The organism is Pediococcus siamensis (assembly GCF_047220215.1).
Lineage (GTDB): Bacteria > Bacillota > Bacilli > Lactobacillales > Lactobacillaceae > Pediococcus > Pediococcus siamensis.
Genome location: NZ_CP178375.1, coordinates 736,750 through 756,417 on the forward strand (window position 1 = coordinate 736,750; position 19,668 = coordinate 756,417).

A 19,668-nucleotide genomic window follows, 5' to 3' on the forward strand; every position below is an offset into this window, starting at 1 on the left:
ATTATGGTTCCATGGTCTAGTTGGTTTAGGACGCCTGCCTGTCACGCAGGAGATCACGAGTTCGAGTCTCGTTGGAACCGTTAAAAATGAATATTTTTATTAATGTCATTTTTATGGCGCAGTAGCTCAGTCGGTAGAGCAACGGATTGAAGCTCCGTGTGTCGGCAGTTCGATTCTGTCCTGCGCCATATTATGGAAGGGTAGCGAAGTCTGGCTAAACGCGGCGGACTGTAAATCCGCTCCTTCGGGTTCGGTGGTTCGAATCCACTCCCTTCCATTTTAATGATAGGGATATAGTTTAATGGTAGAACTACGGTCTCCAAAACCGTCGGTGTGGGTTCAACTCCTACTATCCCTGCCATTGATGGCGGTAGTGGCGAAGTGGTTAACGCACCGGATTGTGGCTCCGGCACGCGTGGGTTCGATTCCCACCTACCGCCCTAAGGATTTCTTCTCAGTTATCCTTTAGGTTTTAGATTTTTAACCTCATTAGATAGATGCCGCTGTGGCGGAATTGGCAGACGCGCTGGACTCAAAATCCAGTTCCCTTTACCGGGAGTGTGGGTTCGACCCCCACCGGCGGCATTATAGCTCCTTTGGGGGCTTTTTTTTTGCATAAAAATCCTATTAAAACAGGATTCTTTGTTTTGCGAGTAATTGAAAACCACCTAAAAACCATAAAAAATCAATTAAGTATGTACGTTTTGTGAACGTGCACTTTTTTTGTCAAAAATCCCGATTTTTGGACACGCTTTTTAAAATAGCAAATAGCTTAAGATACTGTAAATTAGGGGAGAGTAGCCATTTTTTGATGTCATTTATGTACACAAACCTATTGGAATGTGTACATATAGCTTAGAGCAAGAAATTGAGAGCAAATAAAGACTTTGTAGAATGCAATTACGAACTAGGTTATGCATTTTTCTTTTTCAGTTTTACCAGACTTACCATATACTGTAGCTGTTAATGAAACCAATAAGATACACATCAGGCTTCTGTAACTAAGCTATGCGTACTTTTGACCATTTCTTGTTTGTTAATTAGTAGGATCAGTGACACGACAAAAAGAAGAAGAACATTGATTAACAAGTTGTTATACAAATTATGCATTGAAAATAAAAAATCTTTATTTACTAGTACGGGTAAAGACAGTGGCATATCGAAAAGAATTTGTTAAAGCGTTTGTGAGTATCCAATTTTAGTTTTAAGTGTTGGCAAAAAAGGATGCGTAAAACAAAAATGAAAAGCATGAATGATAGCCTAAACATTTTTAAAACTTACCGCAGATTATATAATTAATTCGAACACCTAAAAAAATGTAAACAAAGACCCATAGTAATGTCCTACAATGGTAGTCACCACAACCAAACCATGAAAGAAGATACATTACTATGAGCTTCTCTACTTTAACACAATTCGATCGCGGTGCCATCTACCATTTGCTAAATATCGGTTATTCTCAAAACAAAATTGCTTCCGCACTCAATGTGTCCAAATCCACCATCAGTTATGAACTCAAGAGAGTTCAGCCATATAACCCTATATTGGCACAGGCGGATGCCGAACAACAACGACATCATTCAGGAAGAAAATCAATTTTAACTCCAATGCTGAAACGCTTAATTGAGAACCATTTACGTTTGACACATTCACCTGATGAGGTCGCACATGAGCTTAGACTTTGCACTAGCTCAATCTATAACTGGATTTACAGTGGCCAAATCAACTTTAAGGCTGAACAATTGCCCGACAAAGGACAACGTCACAAACATCAAGATGAGCGTCGGGGAAGCTTTCAGGTTGGTAAAACTATTGAAAATCGTCCTCAAGCTATAAATGATCGCTCCGAATTTGGACACTGGGAAATGGATACCGTTCTTTCGTCACGAGGTGGTTCAAAGACATGTTTGGCAACATTTGTAGAAAGAAAGAGTCGTCTAGTTTGGATGATTAAAATTCCAAACCGTAGTCAGAATGCAATGAATAACGCCATTGAAACCTTCATCAGAACCTTTGGTCCAGCTGTAAAATCATTTACAGCTGATCATGGTAAAGAATTCTCAGGTTATCAACTCATTGAAGACACCTATCAACGTGAGGTATATTTTTGTCACCCTTATTCACCGTGGGAGCGTGGAACTAATGAATATTTCAATCGCAAAATTCGTTGGTTCTTTCCTAAAAAGACAAACTTCGCGAAAGTCACAGAAGAATCAATTATTGAAGCAACGGAGTTGATTAACAACCGACCATTAAAAATTCTAAACTGGAAAACTGCCATTGAAACATTCAGGGAACTATTTAGTAAGTGTTCGAATTAAACTTGTAATCTGCGTTACAAAAGAATAAAGTTCAAATAAAATTGAAATAATTAAAGCAACTATTTACCTGTTTGAAATCAGCGCTGGTTGCATATGAATCACCGTATTTCGTGATCTAATCTAATTTAGAATGGGCTATTTCTAATAAATTCCAAATTCAATTTGCGTTTTTTATAAATAGTGATACTATAATGGCAGTCGATTTATAATAGTTTTCTAATTTAAAAATTGAAGTAATTTAAAAGTTAATGAATACATAATACATCGAAGCGATCATTATGTCTAAAAACTATGAAAAACCAGAAATCGAAGAAGTTGTCGATGAAGAAGTAGTTGCAGCTTTTGTGTCAGCATTTATAAGTTAGTGATAGTTCTACAAAAGACAAGAGGGCGCTACTTATGGCGCTTTTTTGTTTACTTTTAAAATGAAGTAGAGGTCCAACAAATGAGCAATAAAAAATGTCATTCAAAAGTACTTATTAGAACAAGAAACTAGCCTGGGGCAGCTCACTTCAAAAGTCACTAAGAATTTCCCATTAGCACAATCCGATGCTGTATAAACTTCTGCCTTTGATGGACTTGGTACTAAAAATTTAGATCTTGATATTTATGTCGTTATTAATCCTGACACGCAAAAAATAATCAGAAAGGCAATTTCAATTCGTACAATTCAACTAGCAAAAGTCTCTTTAGATATTGAACTTTGGTCATTATCAGGAGTTTTGAAAAATTATGAAGTACTAAAAATAGAATAACTTCCGATACAGGGATAAGTCGGGCAATAATGTTGCTTGGTATTACAAATGCATACTTATATGTGACAGCGTATCACTTGATGAGAAAATCAATAAAATAGAGCTATCAGAGGCTGTAGTTAAAACGTATGCAAGTCTAGCCAGATCACATTACGATGATGCTGTTGCACTTTCAAAAGCAAAAGATGATATAAGTACATTGGACGAACTAAGGAGAGCTCTATGGTTTTAGATTGGTACGATTAATGCCGCAAATAATCTACCTAAGCTTAAAAAATGGATTTTAAGTTTTTTTTGAATTTAAATGAAAATTCCAGCATTAAGGAAACGTATTTAAAATTGCAAGAGTATTCCGCTATAACCCTAAGAATATTAAAAAATTACAGATAATCATTATGAGTTCCTTAATAGTTTGTTTGTAGATATGGCGTTAAGAAGATAAAAAAATAAAGGTTGTTAAATAGGAGATTTAGATGAAAGCATTAACAATTTCTGAACCATGGGCATCATTAATATATGCCAAGGAAAAACACATAGAAACAAGAAGTTGGGAAACAAAATATAGAGGTGAACTTTTTATTCATGCTGGAAAAACGGTAAATGAATCATTAAAGGAACTGGAAGTAGCAATGAGGAAAGAAATACATTTTCCCAAAGAAAATAGACAGGGGAACATCATTGCAAAATGTGAATTGACTGATTGCGTAAAAATTGACGAAGATTTCATAAAAGAAATTAAAAAAAACAAGAGAGAGTTTATTAGTGGAATTTATAAGGATGGTCGGTTTGCATGGATATTAGATAATATTGAGCCATTAAAGAAAAATGTACCTTGTTCCGGACACTTGAGGGTCTGGAATATACCTTCAAGTGTCGCCAAAAAGATACATGTATAAATACGACTGAAGAAAGGGGAAATCCTTAATGAGCTTACGGGAGATTAGTGATACTGTGGAACAAAGACAAGTATTAAGTATCTTAGAACAAGAATTCTGCCCGGTGTATCCCGATTAGGTAAAACGGCCTGAAAATCAAATACGAAGCTAATGATACCAGACAGCTGTACTCCTTTGACGAGCAAGGATATATAATGATGTTTGTTTAGACGCTAACTATCATAAGGGAGAGGCTTCCCTTTTTCATTTTCCAATGAATCTTTACACATAATTATTTAAACACTCTTTGTGACACCACATTTTCATCATAAATTATGACGCAAACTAATATATTATCGTTCGGCTTTTACTATTATGATAATATAATAAGAAAACCATTAGAAAGTGCAAATTTTAATGAAAAATAAGAAAGCTCTTGTGTTAGCATCGACATTTTTTTCAGACTTCTCGAATGCCGGTATTATTTATATTTTCACACTGTCAATGAAAGGGGAACATGCCATATGGTTTAGTTTGTTATGGGGGATGTATTATTTAGGGAGTTTAATTTCTCATGCAACGATGGCTGTATTCATCGATCGGGTTGAACCAAAAAAAGTTATGAGCACTTCGGAAGCGCTGCGATTACTTCTAATCATTCTTACAATTTTGCTCCTTATGTTCAAATTTATGCATGAAATTTATTACATTGTTTTCATTGCGATGATGGGACTTGTTGAACCTATATTTCATCCGGCCGAGATTCGACTTATTTATCATTATTTTAAGAAGGATGAATTAGCTAGGGTAAACTCTATGCTTGAGCTATCCGATCAATCCATGTCAATATTTGCACCCATTATCCTTCTGAGTTTGTCTTATTCGCCATTTCATATCTATGGATATTTGTTTTTAGTTTTTGTTCTTGGGATGTCCTTAAGGATAGTTAATCGGTTATCAACTATTCAACCCTCAACAAAAGATGGCCAAAAAGAATCACACGCTATCGGTTTTGAAATGATCCAAGGTTATAGATACGTGCTGCAAAACGAAAAATTAATGTTAGCTAGTCTAATATTGTTAGTTGCAAATTTTAGTTTTGGAATGACAAGTCCGCTTTTATTACCCTTACTTAGAGAAGGAATTAAGGTGCATGTATCTTTGAACTACACACTAGTTAGTATATGTGAATCGTTAGGGTTACTTGTTAGTGCGTATACCTTCATAAAACTCAAGTCTAATTCTGTATTTGAAGAAATGAGTTGGAAACTAAGTTTTGGGGGAATCAGTATCTTAGGGATATTATTTAGTTTAATTGGCTTTTCATATAGAAACTTTTTACTAATAGCTGTTTTATATTTTATTGTCGGTATCTTATCCGCTGTTTTTAATATTTTTAATAATTTAAATTTTCAATTTTTGGTTGATGAGGAGGTCGTAGGAAAGGTTTATGCAATTAAAGGCCTGATTACGGTTCTGGGCTTCATACTTGGTACTTTTACTGGGGCATCCTTACCCGTTACATAACCGTTCACAATATATTTCAATTAATAGGTGTTTTGAACGTGATCGTACTCGTTTTAATAGCGGTGTATAGAAGAGGCAAAAAGAATAATTTATGAGAAAGCCAAAAATAAGATATTGACATGTTATCGGAGATTGACGAAGAAAATGAATCAGAAAAGAGAGGGTTTGAAAAGGCGTCGCCAAAAGACGGATATTGATCGATTGAATCGTTCTTAGATCAAATTGTTCTTTACAAACTTTCGCTGCTGTTATAAACTGTTAAATGTTGGCAAATTATGATGGCGGTATAGCCAAGTGGTAAGGCAGAGGTCTGCAAAACCTTCATCACCGGTTCAAATCCGGTTACCGCCTTGACTTTGACTACTTAAACTAAAACGATTCATTTTCATTAAATTGAAGATGGATCGTTTTTTGTTGGAAAATGAAAGTTAGAGAAGTTTAAATCATAAAAGGATGGTCTTTTGATAGCTAAACTTTGAGTAAGGCTGCGGCACAGTTATCACTAACTGATTAACTTAGTCAGCTGCCTTTTACCCACAAATTCAGAAAACTGACGACAGTGCAGAAGTGATGATAAATGACAAGTGTCAAGCTTAAATTATCAGTATGAAACAAAAACGGCCATCAAAGTAAGGCTGAATCCTATCTTTAATGGCGGGTGTTTTACCCAGGTTAAAGCTGGTTATTTGCGTTTATTAGCCAGGATAATTTTACGAATGCTCATCACAATATCCGTGAAGTCATAGGCTGCAAAAAGCAGAATGAGCCAACGATAGCCATTGTTGGACTCATTTGAAAGTAAGTAATAAATGAAAAAAATTCCAAATAATAAATCAAAAATCATATTCACAAGTAGTGCGCGACTTATTCTTATCTTCATAAGTATCCCTTTCCCTCCAATTCAATAATATAAGCATAGCACAGATTAAACACAGTTAAACAAAGAGCTTGACTTTTTGCGTTTACAAATGTAGTCTTTAAATATAAATTACATTTGTAAACGTCATTTGTGAAGGACGCATTTGCTTCTGAGAATTAAAATAGACGGGCATTTTTTTCAGAGATAAACTGGAAGTCGAAAAATACATGCGATTTTTACTATTGAGGGGGAGAAAAGATGACACACACAAAGATGAAACAGCAAGAAATGAATATGAACCCTGACATGATGAATCATGGTGGTCATATGATGCACATGGGTAATTTGAAACAAAAATTTTGGATTAGTCTCGCTTTGATGATTCCTATTGTCTTGATGAGCCCAATGATGGGCATGCAGCTACCTTTTCAATTTACTTTTACGGGTTCGAATTGGGTGGTAGCGGTGCTTGCCACTATTTTATTTCTGTACGGCGGTAAACCGTTCTTTATGGGTGCAAGAGGTGAGTGGCAAGCACATAAACCGGCTATGATGATGTTGATTACCATGGGAATAACGGTTTCTTATATTTATAGCATGTACGCGTTTGTTTGCAATGATATTTTAAATATTCGGCCGCAAAAAGATAGTTTCTTTTGGGAATTAGCCACTCTAATTGTCATTATGTTGCTCGGTCATTGGATTGAAATGCGCGCAATCAGCCAGGCCGGAAATGCGGTTAGCGCACTCGGAAAATTACTGCCTAGCGAAGCTAATCTGGTTCAGGATGGTCGCACAACTAAGATTAACATTCAAGCGATCACACGTGGCCAGATTTTACAGGTTCAGGCAGGTGAAAAGGTACCGGCTGATGGCATCATAGTTTCCGGTGCAACCAGTGTAAATGAGGCGCTGGTTACTGGTGAAGCGCGGATGGTTAACAAAGAAGTCAATGATAAAGTTATTGGTGGTTCTCTGAATGGCGAAGGGACCTTTGAATTTAAAGTAACGGGAACTGGTAAAAGCGGATATCTGGCACAGGTTCAAAAACTTGTTCAGGATGCGCAGGAGAATAAGTCAAAAGTAGAAAATATGGCCGATCGGGTTGCTGGCTGGCTGTTCTACGCGGCTTTAATAATTAGTATACTTTCCTTTGTCGGCTGGCTGCTGTCCAGTGGTTTGTCGGTGGCTTTGTCTGTTGCGGTAACCGTTTTGATTATTGCCTGTCCTCATGCGTTGGGGTTGGCGATTCCGTTAGTGACAGCAAGGAGTACGGCGCTCGCAGCTAATCATGGCCTTTTAATTCGGAACCGTAATGCTTTAGAGACAGTTAAAAGATTAAATTACGTGCTCATGGATAAAACGGGCACTTTAACAGAAGGAAAATTTAAAGTTAATCATTACGAAAGCTTTCGAAGTGATTATTCCAATGAACGAATCCTGCAAATTATGGCTGCTCTTGAAGCCGATTCGAGCCATCCCTTGGCACTCGGAATTGTGAACGCGGCCAAAGCACAGAATATAGAGCTTTTGAAAGCTAAAAAAACTGCCCAAATCACTGGTGCGGGTCTGACAGGAACTATCGGGCAAACCGTTTATTTACTCGTTTCAGCTGCTTATTTAAAAGAAAAGGGCATGGCCTTTGATGAGCAGAACTTTCAGACTTGGGCTGAGAAAGGAAATTCAGTTGCCTATTTGGTTCAAAATAGGCAGGTTATCGGGATGGTTGCGGAAGGAGATCAGATTAAACCAACTGCTAAACGGGCGATCGCGGCTTTAAAAGCCTTACACATTGAACCGGTTATGGTCACAGGAGATAACACACAGACCGCTTCTCTGGTTGCAAAAATGCTAGGAATCACTCATTTTCATGCTCAAGTCCGTCCTGAAGCTAAACAGCAGTTGGTTCGGACTTATCAACAAAAGGATAAACGAGTGATGATGGTGGGTGACGGCGTGAACGACGCGCCAAGTTTAGCCAAAGCCGATATTGGCATTGCAATTGGCTCAGGGACCGACGTGGCGGTAGAATCGGCGGATGTTGTGTTGGTTAAAAGTGACCCGATGGATATTGTTGGTTTTATAAAACTTGCCCAAAACACACGCCGCAAAATGACCGAAAACTTATGGTGGGGAGCAGGATATAATCTGATTGCCTTACCACTGGCAGCAGGAATTCTGGCGCCAATCGGCTTTATGCTTGATCCGATGATTGGGGCCGTCATTATGTCATTAAGTACATTGGTAGTGGCCATCAATGCGATGACTTTAAAAGTTTAAGCGTTCGCAGCTAAGCCTCGCAGTCTCCAAGAATTTCTACTCTTTCAGTGGACTTCTACAAAAAAATTCAGACGACAACGGAAAACTTCCGAAATCGTCTGAATTTTTTAAGATGGTAAGGAATGCAAGCGATAAGCCGTGTAATTAGCATCGTGGTAATTATAAGCACCACTGTCGCTGTATATCTTAAATGGCTCATAACTGGCCGAGCGACGCCAAATCGCGTAATCGGAATCTAATTGCCAAGTTGTGAGTAAAACGCGCTCATTGGGCCGTTTTTCGGGTTGTAGCACAAAGAAATCATTCAACCCCATTGGCATTTGATTACGACTAGCTAGTTGCGCAACTTTAGCATTCAAAACTTTAATTTCTTCTTCCGATAGAGTCATAAATGCGAAACGATAAAACCCATTCCAAACATAGTTGCCATGGTGAAACTTAACGAAGTAATTAAGTGGGTTGGCAAAAACCGGATCCTGTCCAGAAACATCCAGTAATTGAAAATCATTATGAATCGAAGTGTTTGATAAGGTTATAAATTGTCGATTGGGGTTATTCTTTTCAATCTGTTTTAAAACGGGCCAACTGCCAAATGTAGACGAAATTTTTTTGAGCATGATAATCCCTCCAGTCGTTTACAATTTCATTATACCTTTTCGGTCACTAATAATGAAAAGGTTTTCCTCTTTTTGTGAAATATGTTAAGTTAAAGATGAAACTAAAAGAGTTGCACTTCAAAATGGTGCAGGAGAGGGGCAAAAATTTGAAAATAACAGTTTTGGGTTATTATGGTGGTTATCCTTGGAATGGCGATGGCACCAGTGCATACTTAATTCAGTCCGGTGAGTATAATTTGCTGATGGATTGTGGAAGTGGTGCGTTATTAGCGTTGGAAAAAGTGTTAGATCCATTGCAGCTAGACGCCGTTGTGCTCTCCCACTATCACCATGACCATACGGCTGATGTGGGTGTTTTACAGTATTATTGGCAACTAAGGGAAGGCGACAAAAAAGAAGCGTGCCTCCCGATTTACGGGCATACACAGGATCCTTTGAATTTTGGGGCTTTAACCTGGCCAGGCGCTACGGTTGGTAAACCGTATAGTGAAAACGAAACATTAAACTTAGGACCATTAGAGTTAACTTTCTTTAAGACCCATCATCCGGTTCCGGCCTTTGCGATTCGTCTTCGTGAAACGCAAACCCAAAAAAGTTTGGTCTTCACTTCCGATACGAATTACTTTTCCGGCTTGGTCGAATTTGCTACCAACACAGATTTATTAATGACAGATACCAATTTTTATGCGAATAAAACGGGGCAAAAATGGCACTTAACTTCTCAAGAGTCAGGGCGATTAGCCAAATTGGCTCACGTTCCCAATTTATTGCTTACTCACCTACCACAGACTGGTAATTTGGATCAGTTGGTACAGGAAGCACAACAGGCAGCGGAAACAGATGTTCGGGTATTCCGAGCTGATAAGTTTTTGACATACACGGTTTAGATAATTTTTCTGAATTGGTCTAGTTGAATCCGTAAAATTAAAACTGAAAAAAAGTGATTTTTGTATTATTTTTATTTACTTAACTTAATAAGAAAATCGTTAAATTTAATTTTAGAAAAATTTAACTAAATCAGCTACTTTGGCATATTGAAAAAAGAAAATAGACAAAATGTGTCGAAAAGTTAATTAACAATTTACAAAAAGTAAGAGAAATTTGCAAAAAGTGTAGCTTTAATTTTGAATACAGGTTATAATGTTTAATGTAAAGAAATTGAACTTGCTAATTTTAAGCCTAATTTGGTTCAATTTTTTAAGGAGGAAAAAATATGGTTACTTTATATACTTCACCGAGCTGCACTTCTTGCCGTAAAGCACGGGCTTGGTTAAAAGAAAACAACATTCCTTTTAAAGAACGCAATATTTTTTCCGAACCATTGACAATGGATGAGATTAAATCAATCCTGAGAATGACTGAAAATGGAACGGAAGAAATCATTTCGAAACGTTCTAAAGTATTTCAAAAATTAAATATTAATCTTGATGAATTACCTTTACAAAAGCTTTTCGATTTAATTCAAAAGAATCCTGGACTGTTGCGTCGTCCCATTATTTTGGACGAGAAACGTCTTCAGGTTGGTTATAATGAGGATGAAATTCGTCGTTTCTTACCTCGTGATGTTCGTGCTTATGAGCTTCGCGAAGCACAACGTTTAGCAGATTTGTAAAATAAAGGGCAGGTTAATTGCAAAAAGTTAGATTTGTGGGATAATATCCATGAATCTAATTTTTTTATTGGATTCTGTTGTGACTCACGACAGATTAATGCAACGAGAGGTTGGGGGTGCAAACGATGGAAATGGAACGCATAAATGATGATACGATCCGGGTGTTAATCGGTAACGACGATTTGACGGAACGTGGCATTACAGTCCTAGATTTGTTGGGCAATCATAAACAGATAGAAGATTTTTTCTATAGTATTCTACAAGAAGTTGATACGGATCATCAGTTCCAAGAAAATGATGCCGTGACTTTCCAAGTATTACCTAACCGAAATGGATTGGAACTTTTTATCAGTAAAAATGCAGATATGAAGGGCAATTCAAAAGTAAGTTCTGATAATAATACGTTTAACATTAATAACGAAGATGATGTTTCTGAATTTATTAAGCATCAATTAGTGCAACATGATGGTGAAAAAGAGCAGAAAGTCGCATCCGCGAAAGATAGTAATCCGGCTGATTTGGATCCATACTTGAACGATCCGGAAATGAATACCCAAGAGTTCGTCTTGAAACTACCGAGTTTTGAAAGTATGCCTGAAATTGCGCGGGTGCTTCATCTTGAGAGTGCCGCGTCAAACTTGTTTAAATTTAAGGGAAACTATTACTTGGATTTAATCTTTTTTGTGGATGAGTCTAGTCCAGAAACAATTAAAGATGAAATGGCAGTTGCTTATGAATATGCAGATGCCGCAGATGTGACAGCAGATGTTTTACATGAACACGGCCAAGAAATTATGAGCCAAAGTGCTTTGGAATTAACGCGCCACTATTTTAAATAACAGCAAATCATGAAATTCCGGGTCTCTGTCAAATTGTATTGGTGGAGATTTTTGAAAAGCATGTTCACTTCGGTGAATGTGCTTTTTTTGTTTACGCATAAATTAAACTGATACGAATGAAAAAGTTATGAATATTTTGAAAACCAAAACAGCTACGCTTTAACACCTTAATTTTACGATTTAGTCCTTCAATAGGACCGTTGGAATACGGATAACGACAACTATTGAGAACAGCAGGACCATTCTTTATTAAAGTTGAGATAGTAATATCCATTTGGTTGCCAGCCGCCTTGTAGTTGGCAATCAAGGTTTTAAATCCAACCGCATCTTTTTGTTGAATGGCTGTTAGAATTCCTTGATAGGTTTGATACACAGTTTTAAATTCTGGAAATTCATCTAAGGCTAGGTCAATGGCGTTCTGTTGGGTCATGTATTCGTTGATACCGTGTAAATAGATAAGTTTAGTATCATTGACCTTTTCTTCTGCCAAATGGAACAAACGCCATTGAGATTTTAGAATGCGATAAACTCGGGAATGCTTATCTTGAAAAGTATGGATCACACGTGTACGTTCGTTATCCAGTGCCCGACCGGCAAGTTGAATAATGTGGAAACGGTCAATGATGGTTATTGCCTTAGGAAATAACCGATGAATAAAGCCAGCATACTCAGCATTCATATCAACGGTGATTGTTTGAACTTTCATACGTTCTTGAACTGAATAGCGAGCTTCAAAGTAATCAATGATATCCTTACTAAGGCGATCCTTAAGAATCACAATGCGGCGATGACTAACGGCATCGCAACAGTTAAAGGACATTAGATGATTACAGGAACGGAATTCATCAAAACAAAGATTTTGGGGGAGTGTTTTAACACGATAAGCTAAGTGAATATTCGCATTTAAAATGCGTTGAACACTACTTGGTGAAATCCCACAAATCTTAGCGATTTCTTTACTGGTCAGCATATCCCGAGCCAGAACAATTACTTGATGTTTCACATTATGCGTAAAAGTTTCATTACGTTTAACGAGGTTAGTTTGAGCACCACAGGTTTTTAAACACCGTTTACATTGATATCTTTGTCGTTTTAGCTGCATCTCATAACGTCCACCTGATAAGGTTCCCAATCTTAGATGGCCAATGTGAGTTCCATTTTTGATTAGAGATTTATGGCCACAATGAGGACATTTTAAAAGTTGATAGGAAAGGATAGCGTGAACGACATGAACGTGTTGCCCATTGGGATAATGTTCCTTAGTAATCTCAGTTACAGTTAAATTAGGGTCTGTTATTTCGAATAGGCTTAGGATAGAATTAGTTAGGGACATTTGTTTTTCCTCTTTTCGATTTTATTAGGCGATTAAATCGTAACACAAAGAGGGCAAATGTCCTTTTTTTTTTCAAAATAAAAACTGGTATCAGTTATTCACCAATACCAGAAAGTGTAGACCCAATCTTTTATTATTTCATGGCCTTTGTTTATAAAACGTGTGGGAATGAAATGGTTGGGTTAGAGAAACTAATGGAAGCTGATAAAGGACAATCGCTATCTTGGCAAATCTGTTGAAGGATATCGTCATTGAAATCTTCAACTAGAATACCGCATTCATCACTTTCATCGTTAAAAATAACGGCAGAAGGCGAAGTGGACACGTTCATTTCGATTGCGGTTTGCTGGTCGGCTTTAAAGGAATCCTTTGCTAGCTGCGAACGGCGATCATTTTCAAACATTTCTAAATCTAGATGTGCTTGTTTGGCAATTTCACTACCCAGCGCCTTGGAATAGGGAACTTCTTGCTGATTGATTTTTTCTTGAATCAACTTTAAAAATGTGCGCCCGTCACGTTTGCATTGGAACAAAGCCGCTTTGTAATCCAGAATCATGTGATACATGTCCTCAGATAATTCATTGTAGTTTTGGTAGCTTTGGTTATGAGCACTGTGCAGGTAATCTTGAATAATTTGCATATTCAGCATGGGAATAATCTGAAAGCAGACCTTTTGATCCACATTATGGACAAACTCCATCATCACTTTTTCAGATTTCATACATTGGCTTCCCCATGGTGTCACGAACAAATAGACATCAAGCATTAAACTCTCCTCCAACAAAAAATAATTTTAGTTTGCATTTTTAAGGAACAACAGTATTGACTTTACCAAATTTTCAAAAAATAGCAAATAAATTGTTTTCTAAATTTTAATTCAGCTGTATCTTAGCTTATTTCGGAGGTAAAGGTAAAGAAAAGTGCTTTAAAAATTTACAGATGGCGTTTCAGCAGAATAACAAGTCAATTTATGCTAAAATTGACTTTAGTGTTTAAAAAGTGAGGCAAAATCCGTGATTGAAAATTGGGATCAATTTTTATTACCATACAAACAAACTGTCGATGAATTAAAAATTAAATTACGTGGAATTCGTAAACAATTCCAAAACCACGATCAGCAAAGCCCGATTGAATTTGTGACGGGTCGGGTAAAACCAGTTTCCAGTATTAAAGAAAAGATGGTTCGCCGTCAGGTTCGTGAGGATCGTCTGGAACAGGATATGCAAGATATTGCCGGCGTTCGCGTGATGTGTCAGTTCGTTGAGGATATCTATCAAGTCGTTGATCTTCTGCGCAAGCGAACTGACATGACCATTATTGAAGAGCGAGATTACATTAATAACGAGAAGCCAAGTGGGTATCGTTCCTACCATATTGTAGTGGAGTATCCAGTCCAATTGATTTCTGGGGAAAAAAAGATTTTAGCAGAAATTCAAATTAGGACTCTGGCCATGAATTTTTGGGCCACAATTGAACATTCACTGAACTATAAATACCAAGGAGAATTTCCTAAAGAGTTAAGTGAACGGCTCCAACGCGCTTCCGAAGCGGCTTTTTCTTTGGATGAGGAAATGTCAGAAATTAGAGAGGAAATTCAAGAAGCACAGAAATTATTCTCTCGTGAACGCTCCGACCATAATGTTTACGGATCACATAAGGACTGATAAAAATGAAAGTAGCGGTTTATAGTACAGTCGCCAATAACGCCCAAAATATTGCTGACCAATTGGCAGAAAAACTAAAAGCAAATCAAATTACGGTTGACAATGAGCACCCGGACATCGTCATCTCAGTCGGTGGGGATGGCACTTTTTTGTCTGCCTTTCAGCGTTATCAAGACCAGCTAGCCCACGTGCGTTTTATCGGGATTCATACGGGACACTTGGGCTTTTATACCGATTGGCGTGATTATGAGGTTGATGAACTAATTAAGGCGATTAAAGCAGATAACGGTGAGTGCATTAGTTATCCCATTTTGGATGTTGATGTCACTTTTGTTGGGGATAACCATCCTAAAAGATATCATGCGTTAAATGAATCGACGATCAAAAAAGTTTCTTCAACGTTAGTCGCCGATGTTTATTTAAAGGATAAACTGTTTGAGCGGTTTCGCGGGGATGGTTTGTGTATCTCTACACCAACAGGCTCAACGGCTTATAATCGTTCAGTTGGTGGCGCTGTGGTCCATCCCCAGCTTGAGGTGCTGCAAATGGCAGAAATTGCGTCTATTAACAATCGCGTTTTTCGAACATTGGGAGCATCCGTCATTTTAGCTCCGGATGAATGGATTACGATTCGTCCTGCGCATGGCGGCAACTTTAATTTCACGGCTGATCAGGTTAACGTGTTCAATTCACCCATTGAACAAATCGAATATCGTATCGGTGAGCAGAAAATCAATTTTGCCAAATACCGGCATACTGGGTTCTGGAATCGTGTGCGTAATGCCTTTATTGGTGATGATAATGAAAATTAGCTGGCAGGTAGCAGTAGAAAGTCCGGAGAAAATCCGAACTTTTTTAGCGCAACAAGGCGTTTCACGGACACTTTTAAAAGGAATTAAATACCATGGCGGTAAAATTGAAAGTAATGGGCAGCCAGCACGCGTTTTCGAAGAGGTGGTCACGGGAGACACACTTTCTTTAACACTACCTCCAGAAATCGCCAACGATCATGTTGCGACTTCTGATCAACCAATTGAGATTTGTTATGAAGACGAGCATTTTTTGGTGGTCAATAAACCTGCGTATATGGCGACGGTGCCTTCACACCTGTACCCGAATGATACACTGGTTAACCGCGTCAAAGGCTATTATCAGCGACAAAATTATGAAAGTCAGGTTACCCATGTGGTGACCCGACTGGATCGGGATACTTCGGGGTTAGTGATTTTTGCTAAGCACCATTTTGCCCATTCAATCCTTGATAAACAGTTAAAGCAACATCAAATTAAAAAAAGCTATATTGCAATTGTGCAGGGGCATCTTAGCCAGCGGCACGGGGTTATTGACTTGCCCATTTCGCGTGAACCGCAATCGTTTATTAGACGTCAAATTAGTGCTAATGGGACGGGGCGACGGTCAATTACGGAATACTGGGTAAACCAATCCTTACGCGCCTCGACTTTAGTCTGTGTGCAACTTCACACAGGGCGCACGCACCAGATTCGGGTTCATTTTTCGGCGTTAGGGCACCCGCTAGTTGGCGATGTGTTGTATGGCGGAACTTGTCAAGGATACATGCAACGGCAAGCTTTGCACTGCGCAGCAATTTCTTTTTTCAATCCTTTTTCAAATCAAAAAATTAGGATTATGGCGCCATTGCCTAAGGATATGGCCGCCTATTTAGAACAGGAAACTCGCAATCTTTAGGAGAGCGGAGGAAGAACTGTGACAGAAGAATTAGAAAAAATTCAAATTGAACTGGCCGCCAGTTTGACTAAAAACAATCGTAAAAAATTTCGCAAACTTTTTTTAAGTTTGCACGGCTACGAACAGAGCCAATTATTTGAAAACTTTAGCTTAGCGCAACGGAAAATTATTTATAGCTATTTAACTCCTGAAGAACTAGCTAATGTTTTTGACGATACGGAGGAGGATCCTGTCGAAGCTGGAAAGTATCTAGATGAGATGCCACCCGCGTATGTGGCACGCCTGTTAAGGGAAATGTACATGGATAACGTGGTGGACATTTTAGCAGATATGCGACCGCTTAAACGGCGAAAATATTTAAACCTCATGCAAACGGGGGAGGCAGCACAGGTACGTAACTTGATTCACTATGAAGATGAATCGGCCGGTTCCTTGATGACAACGGAATTTATTGCTGTCAAGGAAGACTTGAGCGTTGGTTCGGCGATGCATCAAGTGAAAAGAGAAGCCCAAGAAGCAGAATTGATTACCTATATCTACGTGATCGATGAAGCAGGCGTGCTCGTTGGCGTTTTGTCCGTACGTGATTTGATTACACATCCTGATGATGAAGCGATTAAAGACATTATGATTACCCGGGTTTTAGCCGTTGATGTCAATGAAGACCAGGAAGCAATTGCCGAGCAGGTTCGTGATTATAATTTTGTTGCGATTCCAGTTGTCGATGAGGCCGAGAAAATTGTCGGAATCATTACGGTTGACGACATTATTGATGTTATTGATGAAGAATCGGCAGAGGATTATTCTCATTTGGCGGGTGTCGATACCCAAACAATTTCCCACAATCCTTTTCAAACAGCTTTTAAACGACTACCGTGGCTGATTACATTACTATTTTTAGGGATGCTGACCGCAACGTTAATTAATCACTTCGATACCTTACTTTCGCAGATGAGTGTCCTGGCTGTGTTTATCTCTTTGATTACCGGAACGGCAGGGAATGCCGGTACACAAAGCTTGGCGGTGGCTGTCCGTCGATTAGCAATGAATAGCCACCTAAAGATTACGCGGCTTTTACTAAATGAGGTCGCAACGGGAATCATTATCGGTGTGGTAACTGGCGTTTGCGTTTGGCTCATGGTTGGCTTTTGGAAGCAAGATTTGGTTCTCGGTGGAATCGTCGGGGCTGCAATGGCGAGCGCAATTTTTGTGGCTAACCTTGCGGGAAGTATCATCCCCATTGGTATGGAAAAATTAGGGGTCGATCCGGCAGTCGCAAGTGGGCCTTTTATTTCGACGTTAAGCGATCTTACCAGCGTTTTAATTTATTTCAATATTGCTCAATATTTTCTTCAAATGTATGGGCATTGAGGAACTGGTGGTAAAGCTGCGAGTTCTTTTTTATGTTACTAAAAGCAAAAGTCTGCATTTGAACGGACGTAATTGTGCCGTTCTAAGTGCAGAAGTTCTAAGCGAAGGTGGGTCCAGAGGAAGGTCCGTGAAGTCACCGTTATAAAAAAGGAATTGGGGCAATTTGCTCCCAATTCCTTTTTTATTGATTAGAGAACACCAACAATTTTGGTGCCGTGTGCTTCTTTTACCTGTAAAGCAGTGGTAACTTCTTTTACGTTTTGTGCTGTAATCCCACCACCCGGTAAAATGATGAGTCGCTGATTTGCAGCTTGGATACTTTGTTTAAGATTTTGATAGTTAGATTCAATCGCCGTTTCTAAAGGCCCGCCATGGGTCAAAATGCGATCGATACCCGCCGTAGCCAGCCAGTCAATTGCTGCAGTTTGCTTAGCAACTGGGATGGCGTCGAAGGCCATGTGAAAGGTGATTTGCATTCCTCCAGCAGCGGCGATCAACATTTCAAGGGCTTCAGTGTCAAGATCGCCGGCTTTGGTCAAGGCACCGAAAACGACACCGTCGACCCCCAAGGCTTGGGCTTGAAAAACGTCAGCTTCCATAATCTTGAGTTCCGTATCCGTGTAAACAAAATTACCGCCACGGGGACGGATCATGGCCATAACGGGGACGTGGTGCTCGTTAGCATACTTTTGTGTTTCTGCCATAACGCCCTTGCTGACCGTTGTTCCGCCAACGGCTAGGTTGTCACAGAGTTCAATCCGATTAGCTCCCGAACGGATTGCTTGGGGAACCTTGGTAAAATTTTCAACAGCAACTTCTTTGATGATCATAAAAGAAAACTCCTTAGTATATTAGGCTTGGTCGAATAAGACGCAGACACCTTCAGGAACAGCAACGTCCTTTTCCAATAAGCTTAGTTTACCAGAATCCGTTGATCGCGCAAACAAAGTGAGATTATCCGTGTTTTGGTTAGCACAAACCACGTAATTTTCAGTTGGATCTAATGAAAAATCGCGGGGAAAGCTGCCTTCAACAGAGATGTTTTGAATTAAGGCCAAAGAACCATCTGATTTGATTTCAAAAACGGCTAAAGAATCGTAGCCACGATTAGAAACATAGACAAAACGGTCATCTTGACTGATTTTTATAGCTGCGGCACCGTTATGTTTATCCCAAGATGGGGGGATCGTGCTTAGGCTTTGCACGTGACTAAATTTCCCGGATTTGGTGTCGTAGTCTAACACTTCAACGGCACTCCCAAGTTCGCCAGCTAAGTAAGCTTTGGTTCCCTGATGAGCAAAAACAATATGACGAGGGCCAAAGCCGGCTTTAGTCTTGTAACGCGCAACTTCACTAAGTTTGCCATCTGAAGAAACGTCGTAAGTATATACTTCGTCGGTACCAAGATCACAAACAACCAGCCGGTTATCAGGAGTCAAGCCACTGAAGTGCACATGAGCGCCATCTGCTTGTTCAGGCTTAGGACCACTGCCGGTATGCGTTACGACGTCAGTTTGGCTAAGTGAGCCGTCAGACTGGATTTTATAAACGGTTACGGTAGCTAAATGATAATTGGAACTATAAACCAACTGACGAGTTTCATCAACGGCTACATAAGCAGGCGAATTTCCTGGTGTAACTGCGTGTTGCACAACGGCCGCTGGTTTTTTGTTAAGATTTAAAACGCCAACGCCACCTTGATCACCTTGTTGGTCCACGGTGTACAAGAAGTTTTGTTTTGATTGTGCGAGGTAAGTAGGGTTACCAAGTTCGGCCACGACGTTTAGATTGACTAATGCTTTTTTTTCAGTGTCCAACGTCATTTCATAAACACCGTGACTAGTTTTTTTAGTGTATGTGCCAATAAAGAATTTCTCTTTCAATTTTAGGACCTCCTTATGATCTCTA

The 19,668-nt window shown here is 39.0% G+C and carries 17 protein-coding genes and 7 tRNA genes; 18 read left to right on the top strand and 6 right to left on the bottom strand.

The window, feature by feature from the left end; all coding sequences use genetic code 11:
• Positions 1-5: 5 nt before the first annotated feature.
• The 10 genes from ACLJJ6_RS03560 to ACLJJ6_RS03605 all read left to right on the top strand — a co-directional run bounded on the left by ACLJJ6_RS03560 (position 6) and on the right by ACLJJ6_RS03605 (position 5,829).
• A tRNA-Asp gene (locus ACLJJ6_RS03560) sits at positions 6-80 on the top strand.
• Between the two features lie 35 nt (positions 81-115).
• A tRNA-Phe gene (locus tag ACLJJ6_RS03565) sits at positions 116-188 on the top strand.
• A gap of 6 nt (positions 189-194) precedes the next feature.
• Positions 195-277, top strand: a tRNA-Tyr gene (locus tag ACLJJ6_RS03570).
• Between the two features lie 10 nt (positions 278-287).
• Positions 288-361 (top strand) — tRNA-Trp (locus ACLJJ6_RS03575).
• A 6-nt stretch (positions 362-367) separates the two neighbouring features.
• Positions 368-440 (top strand) — tRNA-His (locus tag ACLJJ6_RS03580).
• A gap of 59 nt (positions 441-499) precedes the next feature.
• A tRNA-Leu gene (locus ACLJJ6_RS03585) sits at positions 500-585 on the top strand.
• A gap of 806 nt (positions 586-1,391) precedes the next feature.
• Positions 1,392-2,321 (top strand): IS30 family transposase, encoded by a 930-nt coding sequence (locus ACLJJ6_RS03590; RefSeq protein WP_412988322.1) that lies wholly within the window; start codon positions 1,392-1,394, stop codon positions 2,319-2,321.
• Positions 2,322-3,549: 1,228 nt separating this feature from the next.
• Positions 3,550-3,972 carry an ASCH domain-containing protein gene (locus ACLJJ6_RS03595; RefSeq protein WP_412990060.1) on the top strand — a complete coding sequence of 141 codons (423 nt, stop codon included), beginning with the start codon at positions 3,550-3,552 and terminating at the stop codon, positions 3,970-3,972.
• Between the two features lie 396 nt (positions 3,973-4,368).
• A complete protein-coding gene (locus ACLJJ6_RS03600; protein ID WP_412990061.1) occupies positions 4,369-5,478 on the top strand; it encodes an MFS transporter in 1,110 nt (369 codons plus the stop codon).
• A gap of 280 nt (positions 5,479-5,758) precedes the next feature.
• Positions 5,759-5,829, top strand: a tRNA-Cys gene (locus tag ACLJJ6_RS03605).
• A 331-nt stretch (positions 5,830-6,160) separates the two neighbouring features.
• On the opposite strand, the gene ACLJJ6_RS03610 is transcribed toward ACLJJ6_RS03605, so the two are convergent.
• On the bottom strand, positions 6,161-6,358 hold the full coding sequence (locus tag ACLJJ6_RS03610) for a hypothetical protein (protein WP_412990062.1): 198 nt from the start codon (positions 6,356-6,358) through the stop codon (positions 6,161-6,163).
• Between the two features lie 237 nt (positions 6,359-6,595).
• On the opposite strand from ACLJJ6_RS03610, the gene ACLJJ6_RS03615 reads away from it, so the two are divergent.
• A complete protein-coding gene (locus ACLJJ6_RS03615; RefSeq protein WP_412990063.1) occupies positions 6,596-8,617 on the top strand; it encodes a heavy metal translocating P-type ATPase in 2,022 nt (673 codons plus the stop codon).
• 107 nt (positions 8,618-8,724) lie between these two features.
• On the opposite strand, the gene ACLJJ6_RS03620 is transcribed toward ACLJJ6_RS03615, so the two are convergent.
• Positions 8,725-9,234, bottom strand: coding sequence for a monooxygenase (locus ACLJJ6_RS03620; RefSeq protein ID WP_412990064.1), 510 nt, complete (start codon positions 9,232-9,234; stop codon positions 8,725-8,727).
• Positions 9,235-9,380: 146 nt separating this feature from the next.
• Here ACLJJ6_RS03620 and ACLJJ6_RS03625 point away from each other — a divergent pair, with 146 nt between their 5' ends.
• The 3 genes from ACLJJ6_RS03625 to ACLJJ6_RS03635 all read left to right on the top strand — a co-directional run bounded on the left by ACLJJ6_RS03625 (position 9,381) and on the right by ACLJJ6_RS03635 (position 11,685).
• Complete coding sequence (locus tag ACLJJ6_RS03625) at positions 9,381-10,121, top strand: MBL fold metallo-hydrolase (protein ID WP_412990065.1); 741 nt, start codon at positions 9,381-9,383, stop codon at positions 10,119-10,121.
• A gap of 326 nt (positions 10,122-10,447) precedes the next feature.
• Positions 10,448-10,846, top strand: a complete 399-nt coding sequence (spxA, locus tag ACLJJ6_RS03630; protein WP_057784613.1) for a transcriptional regulator SpxA — start codon at positions 10,448-10,450, stop codon at positions 10,844-10,846.
• A gap of 125 nt (positions 10,847-10,971) precedes the next feature.
• Positions 10,972-11,685, top strand: a complete 714-nt coding sequence (locus ACLJJ6_RS03635) for an adaptor protein MecA (RefSeq protein WP_412990066.1) — start codon at positions 10,972-10,974, stop codon at positions 11,683-11,685.
• A 91-nt stretch (positions 11,686-11,776) separates the two neighbouring features.
• Here the strand turns inward: ACLJJ6_RS03635 and ACLJJ6_RS03640 are convergent, their stop codons facing one another.
• Together ACLJJ6_RS03640 and ACLJJ6_RS03645 are read right to left on the bottom strand one after the other, a co-directional pair.
• Positions 11,777-13,018, bottom strand: coding sequence for an ISL3 family transposase (locus ACLJJ6_RS03640; protein WP_412988180.1), 1,242 nt, complete (start codon positions 13,016-13,018; stop codon positions 11,777-11,779).
• A gap of 151 nt (positions 13,019-13,169) precedes the next feature.
• Complete coding sequence (locus ACLJJ6_RS03645) at positions 13,170-13,784, bottom strand: DsbA family protein (protein ID WP_412990067.1); 615 nt, start codon at positions 13,782-13,784, stop codon at positions 13,170-13,172.
• Between the two features lie 247 nt (positions 13,785-14,031).
• Here ACLJJ6_RS03645 and ACLJJ6_RS03650 point away from each other — a divergent pair, with 247 nt between their 5' ends.
• From ACLJJ6_RS03650 to mgtE, 4 genes are read left to right on the top strand one after another with little or no spacing between them, the layout of a single operon-like run.
• A complete protein-coding gene (locus ACLJJ6_RS03650) occupies positions 14,032-14,682 on the top strand; it encodes a GTP pyrophosphokinase family protein (protein WP_412990068.1) in 651 nt (216 codons plus the stop codon).
• 5 nt (positions 14,683-14,687) lie between these two features.
• Positions 14,688-15,494, top strand: a complete 807-nt coding sequence (locus tag ACLJJ6_RS03655) for an NAD kinase (RefSeq protein ID WP_412990069.1) — start codon at positions 14,688-14,690, stop codon at positions 15,492-15,494.
• The gene (locus tag ACLJJ6_RS03660) at positions 15,484-16,389 is read left to right on the top strand and encodes an RluA family pseudouridine synthase (protein WP_412990070.1); all 906 of its coding nucleotides are present in this window, start codon (positions 15,484-15,486) and stop codon (positions 16,387-16,389) included. Before ACLJJ6_RS03655 ends, ACLJJ6_RS03660 begins: the two co-directional genes overlap by 11 nt.
• 18 nt (positions 16,390-16,407) lie before the next feature.
• Entirely contained in the window at positions 16,408-17,760 is a 1,353-nt protein-coding gene (gene mgtE, locus ACLJJ6_RS03665; protein ID WP_412990071.1) for a magnesium transporter, read from the top strand.
• Positions 17,761-17,948: 188 nt separating this feature from the next.
• On the opposite strand, the gene ACLJJ6_RS03670 is transcribed toward mgtE, so the two are convergent.
• Entirely contained in the window at positions 17,949-18,590 is a 642-nt protein-coding gene (locus ACLJJ6_RS03670; RefSeq protein ID WP_412990072.1) for a copper homeostasis protein CutC, read from the bottom strand.
• A gap of 21 nt (positions 18,591-18,611) precedes the next feature.
• Positions 18,612-19,643 carry a lactonase family protein gene (locus ACLJJ6_RS03675; protein ID WP_412990073.1) on the bottom strand — a complete coding sequence of 344 codons (1,032 nt, stop codon included), beginning with the start codon at positions 19,641-19,643 and terminating at the stop codon, positions 18,612-18,614.
• Positions 19,644-19,668 lie beyond the last annotated feature (25 nt).